At 66.2% G+C, this 19,452-nt stretch carries 19 protein-coding genes; 8 read left to right on the forward strand and 11 right to left on the reverse strand.

Annotation, left to right across the window (positions count from 1 at the left end):
- Window positions 1-61: 61 nt before the first annotated feature.
- The 4 genes from VWN43_RS07135 to sdhC are packed head-to-tail and all read right to left on the reverse strand — an operon-like array spanning window position 62 to window position 4,091.
- Window positions 62-1,369 (reverse strand): M20/M25/M40 family metallo-hydrolase, encoded by a 1,308-nt coding sequence (locus tag VWN43_RS07135; protein ID WP_320180079.1) that lies wholly within the window; start codon window positions 1,367-1,369, stop codon window positions 62-64.
- Window positions 1,369-3,312, reverse strand: a complete 1,944-nt coding sequence (gene sdhA / locus VWN43_RS07140; protein ID WP_320180078.1) for a succinate dehydrogenase flavoprotein subunit — start codon at window positions 3,310-3,312, stop codon at window positions 1,369-1,371. The genes VWN43_RS07135 and sdhA overlap by 1 nt, the downstream gene beginning before the upstream one ends.
- Window positions 3,312-3,698 carry a succinate dehydrogenase, hydrophobic membrane anchor protein gene (gene sdhD, locus VWN43_RS07145; RefSeq protein WP_320180077.1) on the reverse strand — a complete coding sequence of 129 codons (387 nt, stop codon included), beginning with the start codon at window positions 3,696-3,698 and terminating at the stop codon, window positions 3,312-3,314. The genes sdhA and sdhD overlap by 1 nt, the downstream gene beginning before the upstream one ends.
- Before the next feature lie 12 nt (window positions 3,699-3,710).
- Window positions 3,711-4,091 (reverse strand): succinate dehydrogenase, cytochrome b556 subunit, encoded by a 381-nt coding sequence (sdhC, locus tag VWN43_RS07150; protein ID WP_253522862.1) that lies wholly within the window; start codon window positions 4,089-4,091, stop codon window positions 3,711-3,713.
- Window positions 4,092-4,199: 108 nt separating this feature from the next.
- Between sdhC and VWN43_RS07155 the strand changes: the two genes are divergently transcribed.
- Genes VWN43_RS07155 through VWN43_RS07175 form a run of 5 tightly spaced genes read left to right on the forward strand, consistent with a single transcriptional unit; the run spans window position 4,200 to window position 8,002 of the window.
- The gene (locus tag VWN43_RS07155; RefSeq protein WP_330768491.1) at window positions 4,200-4,910 is read left to right on the forward strand and encodes an SDR family NAD(P)-dependent oxidoreductase; all 711 of its coding nucleotides are present in this window, start codon (window positions 4,200-4,202) and stop codon (window positions 4,908-4,910) included.
- Entirely contained in the window at window positions 4,900-5,808 is a 909-nt protein-coding gene (gene bla / locus VWN43_RS07160) for a subclass B3 metallo-beta-lactamase (protein WP_320180075.1), read from the forward strand. The genes VWN43_RS07155 and bla overlap by 11 nt, the downstream gene beginning before the upstream one ends.
- Window positions 5,756-6,706 (forward strand): 50S ribosomal protein L11 methyltransferase, encoded by a 951-nt coding sequence (locus VWN43_RS07165; RefSeq protein ID WP_320180074.1) that lies wholly within the window; start codon window positions 5,756-5,758, stop codon window positions 6,704-6,706. The genes bla and VWN43_RS07165 overlap by 53 nt, the downstream gene beginning before the upstream one ends.
- Entirely contained in the window at window positions 6,679-7,386 is a 708-nt protein-coding gene (locus tag VWN43_RS07170; protein ID WP_320180073.1) for a DUF2459 domain-containing protein, read from the forward strand. The genes VWN43_RS07165 and VWN43_RS07170 overlap by 28 nt, the downstream gene beginning before the upstream one ends.
- A 19-nt stretch (window positions 7,387-7,405) precedes the next feature.
- Entirely contained in the window at window positions 7,406-8,002 is a 597-nt protein-coding gene (locus VWN43_RS07175) for a DUF2061 domain-containing protein (protein WP_320180072.1), read from the forward strand.
- Window positions 8,003-8,011: 9 nt separating this feature from the next.
- On the opposite strand, the gene VWN43_RS07180 is transcribed toward VWN43_RS07175, so the two are convergent.
- Window positions 8,012-9,481: an FAD-binding protein gene (locus VWN43_RS07180; RefSeq protein WP_320180071.1), complete on the reverse strand. Its 1,470-nt coding sequence runs from the start codon at window positions 9,479-9,481 to the stop codon at window positions 8,012-8,014.
- Window positions 9,482-9,621: 140 nt separating this feature from the next.
- Here VWN43_RS07180 and VWN43_RS07185 point away from each other — a divergent pair, with 140 nt between their 5' ends.
- Window positions 9,622-10,293: an SDR family oxidoreductase gene (locus VWN43_RS07185; protein ID WP_320180070.1), complete on the forward strand. Its 672-nt coding sequence runs from the start codon at window positions 9,622-9,624 to the stop codon at window positions 10,291-10,293.
- On the opposite strand, the gene VWN43_RS07190 is transcribed toward VWN43_RS07185, so the two are convergent.
- From VWN43_RS07190 to recN, 4 genes are all read right to left on the reverse strand, one after another.
- Window positions 10,294-10,785, reverse strand: coding sequence for a CinA family protein (locus VWN43_RS07190; protein ID WP_320180069.1), 492 nt, complete (start codon window positions 10,783-10,785; stop codon window positions 10,294-10,296).
- A 1-nt stretch (window position 10,786) separates the two neighbouring features.
- Window positions 10,787-12,970 carry an NAD-dependent DNA ligase LigA gene (gene ligA, locus VWN43_RS07195; RefSeq protein ID WP_320180068.1) on the reverse strand — a complete coding sequence of 728 codons (2,184 nt, stop codon included), beginning with the start codon at window positions 12,968-12,970 and terminating at the stop codon, window positions 10,787-10,789.
- 1 nt (window position 12,971) lies between these two features.
- A complete protein-coding gene (locus VWN43_RS07200; RefSeq protein ID WP_330768497.1) occupies window positions 12,972-13,331 on the reverse strand; it encodes an endonuclease domain-containing protein in 360 nt (119 codons plus the stop codon).
- Window positions 13,332-13,432: 101 nt separating this feature from the next.
- Window positions 13,433-15,097: a DNA repair protein RecN gene (gene recN, locus VWN43_RS07205; RefSeq protein ID WP_320180066.1), complete on the reverse strand. Its 1,665-nt coding sequence runs from the start codon at window positions 15,095-15,097 to the stop codon at window positions 13,433-13,435.
- 130 nt (window positions 15,098-15,227) lie between these two features.
- Between recN and VWN43_RS07210 the strand changes: the two genes are divergently transcribed.
- The gene (locus tag VWN43_RS07210) at window positions 15,228-16,388 is read left to right on the forward strand and encodes a GGDEF domain-containing protein (RefSeq protein ID WP_320180065.1); all 1,161 of its coding nucleotides are present in this window, start codon (window positions 15,228-15,230) and stop codon (window positions 16,386-16,388) included.
- Between the two features lie 14 nt (window positions 16,389-16,402).
- Here VWN43_RS07210 and VWN43_RS07215 read toward each other — a convergent pair whose 3' ends face one another.
- The gene (locus VWN43_RS07215; RefSeq protein WP_320180064.1) at window positions 16,403-17,206 is read right to left on the reverse strand and encodes an outer membrane protein assembly factor BamD; all 804 of its coding nucleotides are present in this window, start codon (window positions 17,204-17,206) and stop codon (window positions 16,403-16,405) included.
- Between the two features lie 67 nt (window positions 17,207-17,273).
- On the reverse strand, window positions 17,274-18,422 hold the full coding sequence (gene proB / locus VWN43_RS07220; protein ID WP_253515379.1) for a glutamate 5-kinase: 1,149 nt from the start codon (window positions 18,420-18,422) through the stop codon (window positions 17,274-17,276).
- Between the two features lie 230 nt (window positions 18,423-18,652).
- On the opposite strand from proB, the gene VWN43_RS07225 reads away from it, so the two are divergent.
- On the forward strand, window positions 18,653-19,420 hold the full coding sequence (locus VWN43_RS07225; RefSeq protein WP_420493562.1) for a pyrroline-5-carboxylate reductase family protein: 768 nt from the start codon (window positions 18,653-18,655) through the stop codon (window positions 19,418-19,420).
- Window positions 19,421-19,452 lie beyond the last annotated feature (32 nt).

Here is a 19,452-nt window from a genome sequence, read left to right on the forward strand (position 1 = left end):
CGCGGCAAGACCAGCGGTTGGCGCAGGCAGGTACCCGGCCCGGCCGGGCGCCGCGCCAGTATCAGCGGGTTTCGCGCGCCAGCCGGCTCATCAGGATGGCCGAGCGCTGCGCCTGCCGCACGATCGAGCGCAAGTCGATCGTCTCGCCCTCGGCATGGCTCCCGCTGCCCGCGGGCCCCATCCCGGCCAGCCCGTCGACATGGGGCGCGACGAAGCTGATATCGGCGGCGCCGCGCCGCGACGGGGGATAGGGCTGCATCGCCTCGCGCCCAAGGTCGGCGTTGATCGCATTGAGCCGGTCGAGCAGCGCGGCATTGCCCGCGGTCGGCGCCATCGGCGGATAGCGGAATTCGATCGCGATTGTCGCCTCGGTTCCCGGCAGGTGCTGCGCGACGATGGCGCGCATCTTCTCGGCGGTCGCCTCGTTCTGTTCGGGTGTCAGCGCGCGCAAATCGCCGCGTGCCACCGCCTGCGAGGGGATGATGTTGGTCTTTCCGCTGGTGGTGGCGGACAGGCCGTCCTCGCCCAGCTCGGCCGGGGTTCCGCCCGCCATGAAACCGACGTTGTAGGTGAGGTTTTCCTCGGGCAATTCGCGCCGGAAGGCATCGAGGATGCGCGCCATTTCGTAGATCGCGCCATAGCCCGCATGGCCCGAGAATATGCCCGAGCTGTGCCCGCTGTCCGCGTGCGTGGTCAGCGTCCAGCCGCCCGAAGACCGCCGCGCGACCACGCCTGCGTCCTTGCCGTCCAGCACCGACAGCCCTTCATAGCCCAGCGCGACATCGGCCCATTTGCCCGCCTCGACCAGGTCCCGGCGCGCGGCATCCAGCGGTTCGCCCGCATCTTCCTCGTCGCCAGTCAGCGCGACGACGATGTTCGCGCCCTCGAGCGTACCCGCCGCCTGCATGGCGCGTAGCGCGGCGAGGATCACCACGATCCCGCCCTTGTCGTCAACCACGCCGGGGCCGGTCGCGCTGTCGCCCTCGCGGACGAAGCCGGTGAACGGGGAATCGGGTTCGAACACCGTATCGAGATGGCCGATCAGCAGCATCTTCGTGGTGCCCGGTGCGCCTTCGTGCCGCGCAAACAGGTGCCCTGCGCTCCCCTGCGCCGACTGGTCGATCCATTCGGTGGTAAAGCCGAGCGCCGCGAATTCGGGCGCCAGTACCTCGGCCACCGCCTTCACGCCCGCATGATTGTGCGAACCCGAATTAATGAGCGTGATTTCCTCGAGCAGCGCGACGTCGGTCTCGAACCCGTCCGCGACGGTTTCGACCATGACCTCTTCCGCATTGCTGAGCTGCGCGGAGACGGGGGCGGCAAGCAGCGCCGCAAGACCCGCGACGAAGCCGAGCGCCCCCGCCCGCATCAGTAAACCCGCTTCTTCGGCTCGATGTACTTCGCGTCGTCGGTCAGCGTGTATTCGTGGACCGGGCGGTAATCGATCTTCACGCCGCCGCCATTGCCGCCCCAGCCGTCGAACCAGGCGATGCTGTGCTTCATCCATTCGGCGTCGTTGCGATCGGGGAAATCCTCATGCGCATGCGCGCCGCGGCTTTCCTTGCGGTTTTCCGCCGAAGCCATGGTGACATTGGCCTGCGCCATCAGATTGTCGAGCTCGAGCGTCTCGATCAGATCGCTGTTCCAGATCAGCGAACGGTCGAAGACCTTCACGTCCTCCATCCGCTTGTTGATCTGCTTCAGGTTCTCGACCCCCTCGGCCATCAGCTTGCTGTCGCGGAACACCGCCGCGTGGCGGGTCATGGTCTTCTGCATTTCCGCGCGCAGCTCAGCCGTCGGCGTGCCGCCATCGGCATAGCGGAAATGGTCGAGCCGGGTGAGCGACAGGTCGGCGCTGTCGGCGGGCAGTTCGTCATGGCTGGTGCCCGGCTTGATCAGTTCCTTGAGGCGGTGGCCGGTTGCCCGGCCGAACACCACGAGGTCGATCAGCGAGTTCGAACCGAGACGGTTGGCGCCGTGGACCGAGACGCAGGCGGCTTCGCCCACCGCGAACAGGCCGGGGACGATCTTTTCGGGATCGTTCTTGTCGCCCGCCATCACTTCGCCGTGATAGTTACAGGGGATGCCGCCCATGTTGTAATGCACCGTCGGGGTGACGGGCAGCGGTTCGCGGGTCAGGTCGACCCCGGCGAAGATCTTGCCGCTCTCGGTGATCCCCGGCAGGCGCTGGCCCAGCACGGTCGGATCGATGTGGTCGAGATGGAGGTAGATGTGGTCCTTTTCCGGGCCCACGCCGCGGCCTTCGCGCATTTCCAGCGCCATCGAGCGGCTGACGACGTCGCGGCTGGCGAGGTCCTTCGCGCTCGGCGCATAGCGTTCCATGAACCGCTCGCCCTCGGAATTGGTGAGGTAGCCGCCCTCGCCGCGTGCGCCCTCGGTGATGAGCACGCCCGCGCCGTAGATGCCGGTCGGGTGGAACTGGACGAATTCCATGTCCTGCAGCGGCAGTCCGGCGCGCAGCACCATGCCGCCGCCATCGCCGGTGCAGGTATGCGCGCTGGTCGCGGTGTAATAGCAGCGGCCGTAGCCGCCGGTTGCCAGCACCACCGCCTTCGCGCGGAAGCGGTGGATCGTGCCGTCGTCGAGGCACATGGCCATGACGCCGACGCAAACGCCGTCCTTCATGATCAGGTCGAGCGCGAAATATTCGATGAAGAAGTCCGCGTCGTACTTCAGGCTCTGCTGGTAGAGCGCGTGGAGCATGGCGTGACCGGTCCGGTCGGCCGCGGCGCAGGTGCGCTGCACCGGCGGGCCTTCGCCCATGTTCTGCATGTGCCCGCCGAACGGGCGCTGGTAGATCGTGCCGTCGTCATTGCGGCTGAAGGGCACGCCGGCGTGCTCCAGCTCGTAAACCGCCTGCGGTGCTTCGCGCACCAGATATTCGATCGCGTCCTGGTCGCCGAGCCAGTCGGAGCCCTTGACCGTATCGTACATGTGCCACTGCCAGTGGTCGGGCGTGTTGTTGCCGAGGCTGGCGGCGATACCGCCCTGCGCCGCGACGGTGTGCGAACGGGTCGGGAAAACCTTGGTGATGTTGGCGGTCTTGAGGCCGCTTTCGGCGGCGCCCATCGTGGCGCGCAGGCCCGAACCGCCGGCGCCGACGACGATTACGTCATAGGTATGCTCGACGATCGGATAGGCCGCAGCGCCGCCCTGCCGTTTCGTTCCGGGGGCGGATCCGGGCGTTGCCGGAGCGGTTGTCGGAGATTGGTTGGAACTGTCCACATTGCCCGTATTGGTATCGTCGCGCCCACCGTGCGGCGGCGCGCCATTGTTCGCACCACTAGTCATCAGGAAATTCCTCCAAGCGCGATGCGCGCAATCGAAACGAGACCGAAGACACCGCCGCCGATCGCCGCGAGATTGAGCGCAGCGATACAGGCAAACTTGTTTCCGGGAGTATGGACATAATCCTCGATCAGCACCTGCAGGCCGAGGCGGGCATGCCAGAAGACCGAGACGATCAACAGCGCCAGCGCGGTGGCGGGCACCGTCTGCGAGGCCCAGCCGGCGACCGAGCCGTAGGAATAGTCGGGCAGCAGCGCGAGGCTGACCGCGAGAAACAGCATCAGCACCAGATTGCCGATCGCGGTGAAGCGCTGCAACAGCCAGTGATGCGCGCCTTCATGCGCCGAGCCGAGCCCGCGCACGCGTCCGATGGAGGTTCCGTTACCCATGGGTATTGCCCTTTAGCGAAGCAGGATGAGGGCCCAGAAGCCCGCAGTGAGAAGGATGCCGAACAGCGGTGCGAGGACCGACCAGGTCTTGTTGGTGTCGAGTTCGTAGCCGGCCCCGAGATCGAGCACGAAGTGGCGCAGGCCGCTCATCATATGGCTGAAGAAGGCCCAGCTCAGCCCGACCAGCACGACCATGCCCAGCGGCGAACCCATCAGGGTTTCGAACTGGCCATAGGCTTCGGGTCCCGCGGCCATCGCGCCCAGCCACCACAGCAGCACGCCGAGGCCGACCAGCGCCATGCCGTCGCCGGTCACGCGGTGGAGGATCGAGACCGCCATATGCGGACCCCATTTCCAGATTTGCAGGTGCGGCGCCATCGGGCGGTTGGCCATGGTCATCTTCCGGTTGAGACAATTGGAGTGCTTCCCTTAGCGATATGGGCGTGTGTGACAAGGCGCGCGGCCTCGACAAGTTGCGCAAATTTTTCGAATAGGGTTTGCATGACATGCATTCTTCTTACCGGCTCCAGCCGCGGGATCGGGGCAGCGGCAAAAACCGCGCTCGAGGCCCGCGGCGCCCAGGTCATCGGCCAGGCCACGTGGAGCAATTCGATCGACACCATCCCCGCCGATTTCTGCGAACCGGGGGCGCCGCAGGAAGTGTGGCAGGCAGCGCTCGCGCGGGCGGGCGGGCAGATCGACGTGCTGGTCAACAATGCCGGGCTGTTCGATCCCAATCCGATCGACCGTTCGGATATCGCCTGGCTCGATGCATGGGAGGATACCATGCGGATCAATCTGACCGCCGCAGCACAGCTCAGCCGGTTCGCGGTGCGGCACTGGCAGGAGCGCGGCACCGCGGGCCGCATCGTCCATGTCGCCAGCCGCGCCGGGCACCGCGGCGATTCGCCCGCGCATTGGCATTATGCGGCAAGCAAGGGCGGGATGCTGGCGATGCACAAGACCATCGCCCGCCAATATGCGCGCGAGGGTATCCTGAGCTTCGCCATTACCCCGGGCTTTACCGATACCTCGATGGCGGGCGATTACCTCGACAGCCGCGGAGGGCCCGGCCTGCTCGCGGATATTCCGTTGGGGCGCGTGGCCGAGCCCGAAGAGATTGCCACGCTGGTCGAATTCTGCGCACTCGATGCGCCGCCCAGCCTGACGGGCGCCACGCTCGATGCCAATGGAGCCAGCTATGTCCGCTAGACTGTTGTCCGCCCTCGCCCCGGCGCTGCTCGCATCCGCCTGCGCGCCGCCGATCCAGACGCTGGCCCCGCTGCCGCCGAGCGAACAGGTCACCCCGCAGCAATGGGCGGCGACCTGTTCCGAATGGGACGAATGGGACAAGCCCGCCCCGCCCTACCGCATCCATGGTTCGACCTATTACGTCGGCACTTGCGGTATCTCCGCCATCCTCGTCGCGGGCGCGCAGGGACACGTGTTGATCGACAGCGGCACCGTGGCTGGCGCGCAGGTAGTGCTCGACAATATCGGCAAGCTCGGCTTCCGCCCCAACGAGATCGCCAGCCTGCTGCACAGCCACGAACATTTCGACCATGTCGGCGGGCATGCGGCGATCAAGCGGGCGAGCGGCGCGCATGTCGTCGCCTCGCCGCGCGCCGCCGCGGTCTTGCGCAGCAGCCAGGACGACCCAGGCGACCCGCAATATGGCATGCACGATCCGATGGAACCGGTCGCCGTCGATGTCGTGGTGCATGGCGGCGAAACCGTGCGCAGCGAAACCGCGACGCTGACCGCGATCGCCACGCCGGGGCATACGCCGGGCGCGCTGAGCTGGGCGTGGGACTCCTGCGATGCGGCGGGCGAGTGCATCGGCATCGTCTATGCCGATTCGCTTTCGCCGGTGAGCCGCGACGACTACCGCTTCGGCGATCATCCCGATTATGTCGCCGCCTATCGCGCGGGCCTGCAACGCCTGCGTGAGCAGAATTGCGACCTCCTGCTCACACCGCATCCCTCGGCCAGCGAGATGGTCGCGCGCGCGGCCAGCGGTTCGCTGATCGGCGGGATGTCCTGCGCCGACTATGCCGATGCGGTCGAAGCCCGGCTCGACAAGCGACTGGCGGATGAAGCCGGTGGCTGATGCGTGGAAGATCCTCGCCGAAGTATCGAAGCCCGTCGCCAAGGCCGCGCTGGTCGCGCATGAGGACGCGCTCGACTGGCCGGTCGAATGGGTGGTCACCGGAATGGAGGTCGCCGACCATTTGCCCGATGACTGGACGGTCGAAGTCTATCTCGATCGCCAGCCGAAATCCTCCGACCTGCAACGCGTGGCGGCGCTGTTTGAAGGCAAGCCGCCCGCTTTCGTGGTCGAGAAGCTGCCCGATACCGACTGGGTGACCGAAAGCCAGAAAGGCGTCGACCCGATCCGTGCGGGCCGGTTCCATGTCCGCACACCCGAACATCCGGCCGATCCGGCGATGGTCGATTTCATCGTTCCGGCCAGCCAGGCCTTCGGGACGGGGCAGCACCAGACCACTGCGGGCTGCCTCGCCATGCTCGACCTGATGAAGCGCGAGGGCGTGGTCGCGCGCAACCATGCCGATATCGGCACCGGCACCGGCCTGCTCGCCTTTGCCGCGATCCATCTGTGGCCGCACGCCACCGCCACCGCATCGGATATCGACCCGGTTTGCGCGGGCGTGGTGCGTGACAACATGGCGACCAACGCGGTCCGCCAAGGCCACGGTCCCGGCGAACTGACCATGGTCATCGCCGACGGGATGGACGATCCGCTGCTGGCGCTGCGCGGTCCCTACGACCTGTTCATCGCCAACATCCTGGCCGGGCCGCTGGTCGAACTTGCGCCGTCCTTCGCCGCCGCCATTGCGCCTGGAGGGAACCTACTGCTCGCAGGGCTGCTCGAAACGCAGGAGGCGCGCGTGCGCCGTGCCTACCGCGCACAAGGCTTCCGGCTGGCACGGCGGCTGGTCCGCGGCGACTGGTCCATCCTGTGGCTGCGCAAAAGCCGAGTGCGGTGAACCGCGCGGCGAAATGGGCCGCCTGGGCGATCGCGGTGCCGCTTTCCCTGCTGACGCTGTTCCTCCTCGCCGCGTGGATCGGCAGCGCGCTCCCGCGCAATGGCGACTGGGTCGAACCCGCCACCGGCGTCGAGATCATGATCGAAACCAACGGCGTGCATACCGCAATCGTCATGCCGCTGGTGACCGCGCAGAAGGATTGGCGGCCCGCCTTTCCCGTGGGCGATCTTGGCGCACCCTATCGCCCCTATACGCATGTGTCGGTCAGCTGGGGCGAACGCGAGGTCTTCCTCAACACGCCGACCTGGGGCGATATCACACCCGCCACGATCCTGGGCGCGGCGGTGGGCGGCGACAGCCTGCTCCATATCGCGCATTACACCCGGCCCGCACCCAGCGACACGATCCGCCCGCTGCGGATAAGCCGGAGGCAATATGCCCGGCTGGTTGCGGCGATCGAGCGCCAGGTCCTGCCGCCCGCTGCGCGCATATCCTATCGCGGATATTACGCCCATGACGTCTTCTACGACGCGCCGGGGACCTATCATCTGGGCAACACCTGCAACCAGTGGACCAGCGACACGTTGGCCGAAGCGGGTATCCGCACCGGCCGCTGGACCCCGCTGGCGGGCGGCGTGATGCGCTGGATTCCTTACGAAACGCTCGACAGCGCCCGCTAGGCGCGGCTAGGTGGCCGCCATGCAAGACGCTCCCGAGCCTTCGATATCCGGGCCCGAGACCGGTTCTTCCGCCTCACCCGTCCATCCGCTGATCACCCGCCGCCGCTCGCTCGCCAAGGCGGTCTCGTGGCGCGTGGTCGGCTCGCTCGACACGCTCCTCCTGTCCTTCCTGCTGATCACCTATCTCGGGCCGATGTTCGGGCTCGAACACAGCCCGCGCGAGGCGATGGGTGCAGCCAGCCTGATCGCGCTGACCGAAGTGGCGACCAAGATGGTGCTCTATTATCTCCATGAACGGTTCTGGGAATGGAACCGCTGGGGTACCGAGCTGCTGGGGACCCGGCGCCGCGAAAGCTACCGCCGCAGCACGACGAAAACCGCGACCTGGCGTGTACTTGCCTCGCTCGACACGACGCTGCTGGCGTGGCTGTTTACCGGCAGCGTGGCCACCGCGCTCTCCATCGGCGGGCTCGAAGTGGCGACCAAGCTGGTGCTCTATTTCTTTCACGAGCGCGTGTGGGCGAACATCGGCTACGGCATCGTCGCAGGCGCGCCAGCGGCCCGCGTGGCAAACGATCCGCTCGACGCGCGGCTGTCCGAAAGCGCCGCCTCCTAGCGCAGCGCCTCAGGCGAGACCCGCATCCGCCGCGGGCACACCTGCCACCGGGCGCCCGACATCGAGCATCGCGCGCACCCGTTCGGAGAACATCAGCTGACCTTGCGGATAATAACGGCGGTGGATCCGCATCAGCTCGGCCAGATGCGCAGTGTCCAGCGTCTTGCAGAACTCGGGCCCCAGCGCGCTCTTGCCGAAATGCGGGCGCGTATCGGGTTCGTAATGCATCACCAGCCGCTGGATCCGTTCGAGCCAAGCATAGTCGCGCGGGTCGGCGAACAGATCGATCGCGGCCATCGGGCGCTCGGCATTGGCCGCGAAATGCGGCCCCGCTTCGCCCGGCATCTCGCGCACCGAGATGATCCCCTTGAGGAAGAAGCCGAGATCGCGCAGCCCGTCGGCCTCGCGGATGATGAACTTGACCACCGCGGGCGCTTTCTCGAGCGGGACGAAGAACGCGAGATTATAACCGGTATAAGTGGTCGAGAAGAGCCCGCGGGTGATGCTCGGCGCACGGTTTTCCTTCAGCCCCGGCTGCGGATCGTAGAGGTAATCGAGATCGTCGGGATCGGTGATCACCCGCTCGCTTTGCTTCAGGTCGAGCCAGTCGATGATCCGTTGCATCGGGCGGCGCAGCTTGGGCAGGAACCGGTCGAGCTTGTAATAGCGGCGCAGGAACCAGGCGGCGAACTTGCCGCTGCCGCCGCTGGCCTTGGGGTGCGTGGCGATGGCCCCCGCCTGGTCGCATTCGGCCAGCGCGTGGAGCATGATCACCGGGTCTTCGGGGTTGGTATAGGGCATCACCGCCCAGTTCACCGCCAGCGCGCCCTGCTTGAGCTCGTCAAGCTTGGACAGCCGGCTCATCGAGCTTACCGAGACATAGGATTCGAGCGGCTTGGTCTCGAGCACCAGTTCCACGATCGGCGCGATCGTCCCGAAGGACAGCGCGACATAGGCAAACTCCGGATCGCCGCGCTTGAGCGTCACGCGCTGCCCGCTGCCGTCGAGGAAGGTCAGCTCGACGATCGCATCGGCCATCACCGCGCGCGGGCCGAAGCCATGCGTCCCGGTCGCCAGCGCGCCGATCACCGATTGCTCCATGTAATTGCCCGCATTGTACAACCCGCGGCGATGCTCGTCGCGCAGATATACTTTGAGGTCGCGCACCGAGACCGAGGCGCCCACGCGCACGGTTTCGCTCGCCGGGTCATAGGCCAGCGTCGTCAGCCCGCCCTCGCGCATCATCATCGCGGTGACGCTGGGGACCACCTGCACGCCGTTATAGGAATGCGACTTGCCCACGCAGCTGAACTCGCCCTCGCAGATCAGCTGGGCCAGCTGCGCCTCGTCCTGCGGCACCCGCGCTTCGGTTTCGGTGCGGAAGACATTGATCCAGGTGCGAATCCAGCGTTTGCCATTCGTGCCCACGGCCCGCGCGTCCGCGCGCCGTTCGCAATAGCGACGATAATACCCCATCATGGCGTTTCCCCCTGCCAACCCCTTGTCCGCACGCCATAACCCGCCACGCGCCGGGAATCGAGGACAGGAACGACAATACGCACCGGAACCTCCGCCCGGCCGGACCGCTGTTGGAGGAGCATTCAGAACCAGGAGACCTCATGACCAAGACGCTGCTCATCACCGGCGCCTCGACCGGCATCGGCGCCGCCACCGCCCGTGCTGCGGCACAGGCGGGCTGGAACGTCGCGCTGCTCGCGCGCTCGAAAGAGACATTGGCAGACCTTGCCGGGGACATCGGCGAGCAGGCGCTCGCGCTGCCCTGCGATGTGACAAGGCGCGACGAGCTGGACGAGGCCGTCGCGCAGGCGGTCGCGCATTTCGGCGGGCTCGACGCGGTCTATGCCAATGCCGGCAAGGGCACCTCCACTCCCGGTATCGAGCAGGGCGATCCCGACGAGTGGCACGCCATGATCCATCTCAACGTACTCGCCGTGCTCACCACCGCGCATGCCACGCTGCCGCATCTGCGCAAGACCAGGGGGCATTTCGTGGTCACCGGGTCGAAGGCCGGGCGCGACCACATGAAGGGCTCGGTTTACGGCGCGACCAAGTGGTTCGTGCAGGGCTTCGCCGGCAATCTGGCCGAGGAAATGCGCGAATGGGGCGGCCGCTGCACGCTGATCACCCCCGGCATGGTCGACACGCCGTTCTTCGACGAACCCAAGCCCGACAAGATCCAGCCCGACGATGTCGCCAATGCGGTGGTCTTCGCGCTGTCGCAGCCGCGCAGCGCGGATGTGCGCGAGATCCACATCATGCCGGGCGGCTGATCAGCCGCGCAGCGCGTCTTCCAGCGTCTGGAGGGCAGCGCGCGCAAAGGCTTCCATATTGCCGATCCGGTCGTCGCTGCCGGTCTCGGTCCGGCGGGTGAATTCGAACCCGCCGGGCCCCGCCACCGCCGCACAGCTGCGCCCCGCGGGTGCACCGCTGGGATGGTTCGACCCGCCGACCGAACCGCTTTCGGCCAGCCCCCATTGCGCGCCGAAATTGTCGCGGATCGCGCGCGCCTGCAGCAGCGCGTAATCCTCGCTCGCGCCGGTCATCCCGGCATAGGCGTCGCGCGGCAGGTCGAACAATATGTCGCGGGCGCGGAAGGAATAGACCACCCCGCCCCCGACGAAGAAGTCGAGCGCGCCGGGCACGGTCAGCAGCGATGCCGCGACCAGCCCGCCGGTCGCGCCATCGGCTACAGCGACCTTCTCGCCGCGCTGACGCAGCAGATCGGCAATACGCAGCGCCTGTGCGTGGGTCTGATCGAGCATGTCAGCCCGCCGCCTTGACGATTTCGGCCCAGCCGGCCTCGTCCACCACCTCGATCCCGAGTTCGGCGGCCTTTTTCAGCTTGCTCCCCGCGCCCGGCCCCGCAACCAGCAGATCGGTCTTGGCGCTGACCGAGCCGCTGGCCTTGGCGCCCAAGCGCTCGGCCTGTGCCTTGGCCTCGTCGCGGCTCATCGTCTCCAGCTTCCCGGTGAAGACCACGGTCTTGCCGCTGACCGGGCTTGCGAGGGTTTCCACCTCATAGCGTTCCGGTTCGACCACGCCCTCGCCCGGTGCCTCGCCGATCAAATCGTTCCACACGCTGCGATTGTGCTCTTCATGGAAGAAGTCGGCCAGTGCATGGCCCACCGCAGTGCCGATGCCGTCGGTGCGGACTTCGAAAATGCGTTTCACCACCTCGACCATGCGGGTCTTGAACGGGCTTTCCTTCTCGCCCTCGGTGCGCGGGTGTTCGAGGCAATAGGTGCGGAACTCGGCGGCCTTTCGGGGCAGCAGGCGGATATCGCCCAGCCCCTTCATCAAATCGCGCGCGGTGACCGCGCCGACATGGCGGATTCCCAACCCGAACAGCAGCCGCGCGGCATCGGGTTCACGGCGCGCTTCCACAGATTCCAACAAATTATCCACAGACCGCTCCTTCCACCCGTCGAGCGCGAGAATGTCCGCGCGCCGCTGCTTCAGGCGGAAGATGTCGGCAGGGCTCTCGAGCCAGCCGAGCGCGAAGAACTGGTCGATCGTCTTCTCGCCCAGCCCGTCGATGTCGAGTGCGCCGCGGCTGACGAAATGCTTAAGCCTTTCCGTGCGTTGTGCGGGACATATCAGACCGCCTGTGCAGCGCACATCGACCTCGCCCTCTTCCGCCACCGCCTCGCTGCCGCATTCGGGGCAATGGTCGGGGAAGTGGAAGGGATCGCGCTCCGCCTCGGGCGTGAGGTTATCCACAAGCTGTGGAATAACATCGCCCGCACGCTGGACCACCACGCGGTCGCCCGGACGCACACCCAGCCTCGCGATCTCGTCGCGATTGTGCAGCGTGACATTGGTTACCGTGACTCCGCCCACCAGCACGGGGGCGAGCCGCCCGACCGGGGTCAGCTTGCCCGTCCGCCCGACCTGGATGTCGATGCTCTCGAGCGTGGTCTCGGCCTGCTCGGCGGGGAATTTGTGCGCCAGCGCCCAGCGCGGCGCCTTGGCGACAAAGCCGAGCCGTTGCTGGTAATCGAGCCGGTCGACCTTGTAGACCACGCCGTCGATTTCATACGGCAGGTCAGGCCGTTGTTCGGCAATTCTGGCATATTGCGCGAGGATTTCCGCCGCATTGTCGAACCGCGCGAACAGCGGCGAGACGGGCACGCCCCAGCGCTCGATCACGCGGACCACTTCTTCCTGCGTTCCGCCCGGCACATCGGAAGCCGCACCCCAGCCATGCGCCCAGAACTTGAGCGGGCGCTGCGCGGTGACTTCGGCATCCTTCTGTCGCAGCGATCCGGCGGCGGCATTGCGCGGATTGGCGAACTGGCGGACCTTGGCCGGGTCGAGCTCCTCGCCCTTTTCCTCCGCCGCGGCGCGCGCATCCTCCATCAAGCGCCTATTGAGCGCCTCGAAATCGGCGCGCCCCATATAGACCTCGCCGCGGATCTCGAACACGTCGGGTGCATCGCCGGACAATTGCTGCGGGATGTCGGGAATATGCGCGACATTGGGCGTCACATCCTCGCCCACCTGCCCGTCGCCGCGCGTCGCCGCGCGCACCAGCTTGCCCTTCTCGTAACGCAGCGAGCACGACAGGCCGTCGATCTTGTCCTCGGCGGTGAACGCCACCGGATCGTCTTCGGACAGCGAGAGGAAGCGCCGCACCCGCGCCACCCATTCCTCGACCTCTTGGGCGTTGAAGGCATTGTCGAGGCTCATCATGCGAACCTCGTGCGTCACCTTGCTCAGCGGCGAGGTGGTGGCCGTGTGCCCAACCTTGCGGCTGGGCGAATCCTCACGCACCAGATGCGGAAATTCCGCCTCCAGCGCGGCATTGCGCCGCACCAGCGCGTCATATTCCGGATCGCTGATCTCGGGGGCGTCTTCGGCATGGTAGAGCCGGTCATGATGCGCGATCTGCTTCGCCAGCCGCATCAATTCATTGGCGGCTTCGGCTTCGGTAATGTCGATTGCCATTCTAGGCCCCCTCTTCTTCAGAGGAGGGGGTTTGGGGGTGGTGTTCGCGACTTTTCGGCCAGCGATCCGCAGTCTCTTCAAGCACGCTTGTCACCTTCTCCAGCACCCCGTCCAGATTGCGCATGATCTGCTGATTGGTGAAACGCACGGTCGTAAATCCATGGTCCCGAAGCATCGTTCCATCGCGGTCCGCATCGGTCACCGGGTTATGTGTATCGCCATCCACTTCGATCACCAGCCCTTTCGCCGGACAGAAGAAATCGACGATCCGGTGCCCGATCACGACCTGTCGCCTGAATTTCAAGCCGGAAAGCCGCTTGCCGCGCAATTCATTCCACAGGCGCCGTTCGGGCTCGGGCATATCGCGGCGCATTCGGGCGGCTCGGGCGCGAAGCGTCTCTGGCGAGACGCCACCACCCCCAACCCCCTCCTCTGAAGAAGAGGGGGCTTTGGGCGCGGGCATCACACGCCCTCCAGCAGCCGATCGGCCTGCGCCCTCGCTTCAGGCGTAACCTCGGCTCCCGAGAGCATGCGCGCGATCTCTTCCTGCCGCCCGCCTTCGTCGAGCAGCGCAACGCTGGTCTTGGTCACCGTGCCGTCGCTCGATTTGGCGATCATGTAATGCATGCGCCCGCGTGCGGCGACCTGCGGGCTGTGCGTTACCGCGAGCAACTGTCCATCGGCGGAGAGCCGCGCGAGCCGTTCGCCGATCGCGCTCGCGACCGCGCCGCCGACGCCGCGGTCGATCTCGTCGAAGATCACCGTCGCCGCCCCGCCCTGCTCGGCCAGCGCGACCTTGAGCGCGAGGATGAAGCGCGACAGTTCGCCGCCGCTGGCAATCTTGGTGAGCGGCGCGAAATCGGCGCCGGGATTGGTGGCGATGAGGAATTCGACCGCATCCATGCCGCTCGCGCTCCATTTGTCCTCGGGCAAGGCGGCCACCGCAGTGCGGAAACGCGCGGCGTCGAGCTTCAGCGGCGCCAGTTCGCGCGTCACCGCTTCGTCCAGCCGCAGCGCTGCCGCAAGGCGGCTGGCATGCAGCGCTTCGGCCGCGGCGCGGTAGCCTTTGCCAGCTTCCTTGGCCGCCGCCTCGAGCGCGTCGAGTTCGGCCTCGCCGCCTTCGATGCTTTCGAGCCGGCTGCGCATGGCGCGCATCGTCTCGGGCAATTCGTCGACTTCGCAGCGGTGCTTGCGTGCCAGCGCGCGGAGTTCGAACAGCCGCGTTTCGGCGGCATCGAGCGCGGCGGGGTCGTGAACCAGGGCCTCGGCGGCAGCCTGCAGCTTTTCCTCCGCCTCGCCCGCTTCGATCACCGCGCGGTCGAGCGCGCCCAGCGCTTCGGCCAGCAGCGGGTGTTCGGGCGCGATCCGGTCGAGCCGCCGCGCCGCCACCCGCAGCGCTGCGAGCGGCGAATCCGAGCCTTCCCACAAATGCCGCAATTCCTCGAGATCGCCCGACAGCTTCTCGCCCTTCTGCATGTCCGCGCGGGTTGCGGCGAGCCGCGCCTCTTCGCCCGCCTGCGGTTCGAGCGCAGTCAGTTCGGCGAGATGCGCGAGCAGCAGATTCTGGTCGGCCTTGGCGGTCTCGACCGCGCCGCGCGCTTCGGCGAGCGCGTCCTCGGCGCTGCGCCATGTGCTCCACGCGTCCGCGACCCGCGCGGTATCGGCCCCGGCGAACCGGTCGAGCAGGACGCGGTGACCGCGCGGATTGACCAGCCCGCGATCGTCGTGCTGGCCATGCAATTCGACAAGGAAACCCGCCATCTCGCGCAGCAGGGCCACGCTGACCGCCTGGTCGTTGACGAAGGCCTTGCTCTTGCCGTCGGCTCTAAGCTGGCGCCGCACGATCAGCGGTTCGCCGTCCTCCAGTTCGATATCCGCATCGTCGAGCAATCGGGCGAGGCCGCGCGGCAGGGTGTTGAAGTCGAAGGTGGCCGAAACGCTGGCCTTGTCCTCGCCGCCGCGCACCAGCCCGCTGTCGGCGCGGTTGCCCAGCACCAGCCCCAGCGCATCGAGCAGGATCGACTTGCCCGCCCCGGTTTCGCCGGTGAGCACGCCGAGCCCGCGCCCGAAGGCGAGGTCGAGCGCTTCGATCAGCACGATATTGCGGATGGAGAGCCGGGTCAGCATGCCAGGCCCTGTTAGCCGCTGCCGCAAGCCAAGTCAGCAAGCCTTTGCGCGCAATCGACAAGCTTGGCAGCCGCACGATCCGGCGCATCCGTAAACGTCGAATTAGCAAATGCTATATTATGGCATAGGGGTGTTTTGGCGAAGCATCCTGAACGGCCTTGGCGGGCCGGGCATTCCCGCGCATCTGCGGGACGACTTCACCATGCTCACTGCCCACCACATGATCGGCCAGGCGCGGCTGCTGTTTGCCGGCTTTATCCTCAGCCTGCCGGTGGTCGCCTATGGGGCGAGCCCGGGCGCGGGGCCGCTGGTCGCCTACGGGCTGCCGCTGGTGGTGCTGGCGCTCGCCACGCTCGGGCTGATCCTGCTGGCGCGCCCGATCGATTTCGACACCTCGACCACGCAGGATGCGCGGCGGGCTATCGCCACGGTGTGGAAGCTGTGCCTGCTCTCCGCCGCGGTCGGCAGTGTGTGGTGCATCGCCAGCTGGGCAAGCGCACCGGTCGAAACGCGGATCTACTATCCTGCGATCATGTCGCTCGGCGCGCTGATGCTCGGCTATTGCCTGACCGCGGTGCGCGGCATCGGCCTATCGGTGCTGCTGGTGACGCTGGGTCCGGTGGCCGCCGCGCTGGCGAGCACGGGTCAGGTGATGGATGCGGTGCTGGCCACTGCAGTGGTCATCGCGGTGGGGTTCCAGCTGCTGATGATGCGGCGCCACCACCATTTGCTGCTGAGCCTGGTCGAGGAACGCTACAGATCGGCCGAGCTGGCGCGGCACGATCCGCTCACCGGCCTCGCCAATCGCCGCGCGCTGATGGAACATTTCGAAGGCTTTGCCGAGCGCGGCCGCGCGGTGCGGCTGATGGTGGTCGATATCGACCGCTTCAAGAATATCAACGACCGCTTCGGGCACGATATGGGCGACGATGTGCTGCGCGCTTTCGCCGAACTGCTGGCAATCCATGCGCGCGGCGAGATCTGCGCGGCACGGCTGGGGGGCGAGGAGTTCGCGCTGCTCGCCAGCGCCGACACGCTCGACCCGGCGATCGCATTGCAGGTGCTGGGCGAAATCCGCGGCGCCTACATGCCGCATGGCGAACAGATCACTGCGAGCATCGGAGTAGCGGATGCGGTGGTGGCCGGTCCCGAGGACTGGACCGCGCTCTATGGCGAAGCCGATCGCGCGCTCTATCGCGCCAAGAACGAAGGCCGCAACCGGGTCATGTCATTCGATGCAGAGGCGGCGTCCAGCGCGCAGATCGAGGCCTTGCGCGCACGCCGCGCCTGACCCGGGGGCGCGGATCAGCTGGGGTTCACGCCCGCTGCGTGGTCCTGCACCAGCTCATACGCCTTGTCGTACCAGTCGTTGCCCGGATAGTTCGCGCCGAGCACTGCGGCATATTTCACCGCTTCGGCCGGAATTCCCAGCGCAAGGCTGGTTTCGGTCAGCCGGTAGAGCGCTTCGGGCGCGTGGCTGGTGGTCTCGTAATTGTCGACCACGTTCTGGAAGCGGATCTGCGCCGCGATCCACTTGCCCGAGCGTTCGTAATGCCGGCCGATCTCCATTTCCTTGCCCGCGAGGTGATCGCGCACGAGGTCGATCTTGAGCCGCGCATCGGCGGCGTAATCGCTGTTGGGGAAGCGGCGGTTGATCTCGTTGAGCGCGGTCAGCGCCTGGTCGGTGATCTTCTGGTCGCGCTGGACGTCGCTGATCTGCTCGTAATAGCTGAGCGCGATCAGGTAGAAGGCGTAAGGCGCGTCCTTGTTGCCCGGGTGGATCTGCAGGAAGCGCTGCGCCGCCTGGATCGCCTTGTTGTAATCCTGCGCAACGTAATAGCTGAACGAACCCATCAGCTGCGCCCGGCGCGCCCAGGGCGAATAGGGATGCTGGCGCTCGACCTCGTCGAACAGCGCGGCAGCCATTTCGGCCTGGCCATTGTCGAGCCGGCGCTTGGCCTCCCAGTACAGCGATTCCACGTCGCGTGCGACATAGGCGGTGTCGCGGGGGCCGTTGTCGCGGCCCGCACATCCGGCGGTGAGGAGCGTCGCACCCGCCAGCGCGGCGCCGAGGATGAGCTTGGGGGTGGAGCGGGTCTGGGTTGTCATGGGAAGCAGCCTATAACCAGCGTCCCGATGAACGCCAAGTGAAGTTCGCGCCGCTGTCCCCCGAGCGCTATTGTGCGCTGGAAATTTCTTCGGGGGCATCCCACAACAGGTGGCGGTTTTCGAGCATCACCAGATTGGCGCTGCGGATCACTTCGCCCTTGGTGCGATAACCGAGCAATTGTTCGGCCTGCGTATCGGGATTGCTCGTCAGCACGCGCAATTCCTCCGAGGTGAAATCGCTCAGCCCGCGGGCACGTTCGATGCCTTTGCTGTCGTAGATATGGAGCACGTCGCCGCGCGAGAAATCGCCGGTCATCGAAATCACGTCGCCGCGGCGGATCGGGCGATCGCCCCCCAGCCCCGATGCGGTGGTGTCGGAAATCACCAGGCTGCCCGCCATCTGCAGGCGGTTAGCGATCCAGCTGTCCCAGCCCGACAGCGGATTGGGATGCGGGAGAATCTTGGTCGAACGGCGCGTCTGGGCCAGCACGCTGGAGACCGGGTGATCCGCCTCGCCCTGCGCGATCCAGGTGGTGACGCCCGCTTCCTGCGCCATGTTGGCGGCCAGCAGCTTGGTCTCCATCCCGCCCGTGCCGAGCGTGCTCTTGCCCTTGGTCGCGTCCATATACAGGCTGACATCCTCGACCTCGGGCACGAATTGCGCCTCGGGATCGTCGGGATTGCGGTCGTAAAGGCCGTCGACGCCGGTGAGAATCACGAAATCGTCCGCGCCGACCATCTGCGCGACCTTGGCCGCCAGCCGGTCGTTGTCGCCGACACGGATTTCCTCGGTGGTGATGGTATCGTTCTCGTTGACGATCGGGACCACGTTGGACTGGAGCAGGCGGTGCACGGTGTTGCGCGTGTTGAGGAAACGGCGGTGATCCTCGAAATCGCCCAGCGTCAGCAGCACCTGCGCAATCTCGAAGCCAAACTCGTGCCCGACCTGCTTATAGGCATTGAGCAGCAGCGGCATGCCGCAAGCGGCGGCGGCCTGCTTGTCGGATACTCCGGCGCTTTCGGGCGTTTCCCCGATGATGCGCAGGCCCAGTGCGACCGAGCCCGACGAGCACAGGATCACATTGGTACCTTCGGCGCGCAACTGGGCAATGTCTTCCAGCAGACGCTGGAGGAAGCCATAACGCGGAGTGAGGAGCTGTTGGTTGGCAAGGAGGGCCGAACCGATTTTGACGACGATGTTTCGTTTTTGGGTCATATTTTTCGAATGTTGCGTAGGCTTGAAATTTCTCGAGCACAATATAGATAGTGGTTGTGCACTGCACAACCGCCTTTTTGAAAATACCGGCCTAACATGAATAAGATCGTATTTGGTATAGTTAAGGCAGTAAGCTTCCAGGAAGCTCTTCTTATAGTCAAGTAAGCACAAGATTACACAAGAGCCATGGCGCTCGGAAACGGATTTTAGTCATTATAAAAACTGTTTGCATTGTCGGATGCGGAAAAATGGGCTCCGCTTTACTTTCGCAATGGGTCGAGGGGCCCGAAAGGATCACCGTGGTCGATCCAGCCGGTAGCGATGTGCCCGAAGAGGTCACTCTCGTCACCGACCGCGAACAGATCGCCGACAAGCGATTCGACTGCATCGTTGCCGCGGTGAAGCCGCAGCTGATCGACGATATCCTGGCCGATTATATCGAGCATCTGGCGCCGGGAGGATACGTCCTCTCGATCGCTGCCGGCTATTCGGGGGCGCGCCTCTCCAGGCTGATGGGCGATGCGCCGGTCATCCGCACGATGCCCAACCTCCCCGCCGCGATCGGCCGCGGCGTCAGCGGCATCTGCCCCGGCCCGCATGCCAGTTCGATCCATGTCACCCATGCCGAGGCGTTCATGCGCCGCGCAGGCGCAACCATTACGGTCGGCAGCGAAGACAAGCTCGACAAGGTGACCGCCGTGGCGGGTTCGGGCCCCGGTTACGTCTTCGAGATTGCCCGCGCTTATGCCGAAGCGGCCATGGCGCAGGGTTTCGACGAGGACGAAGCGCGCGACATGGTGCTCGGCACGATTGGCGGGGCGATCGCCATGGCCAGCGAACCGTCGGCGCCCAGCCTTGAGGAATTGCGCAATTCGGTGACCAGCAAGGGCGGCACCACTGCCGCCGGTCTCGGCGCCCTCAATGCAGATGGCGGCCTTTCCAAGCGCCTGCATGATACCCTGCAGGCAGCCTACGACCGGGCGGTCGAGTTGCGCTGAACGCCAGCGACTCCCGCCCCGAAACACGATAT

Source organism: Qipengyuania sp. HL-TH1 (assembly GCF_036365825.1).
GTDB classification, from domain to species: domain Bacteria; phylum Pseudomonadota; class Alphaproteobacteria; order Sphingomonadales; family Sphingomonadaceae; genus Qipengyuania; species Qipengyuania profunda.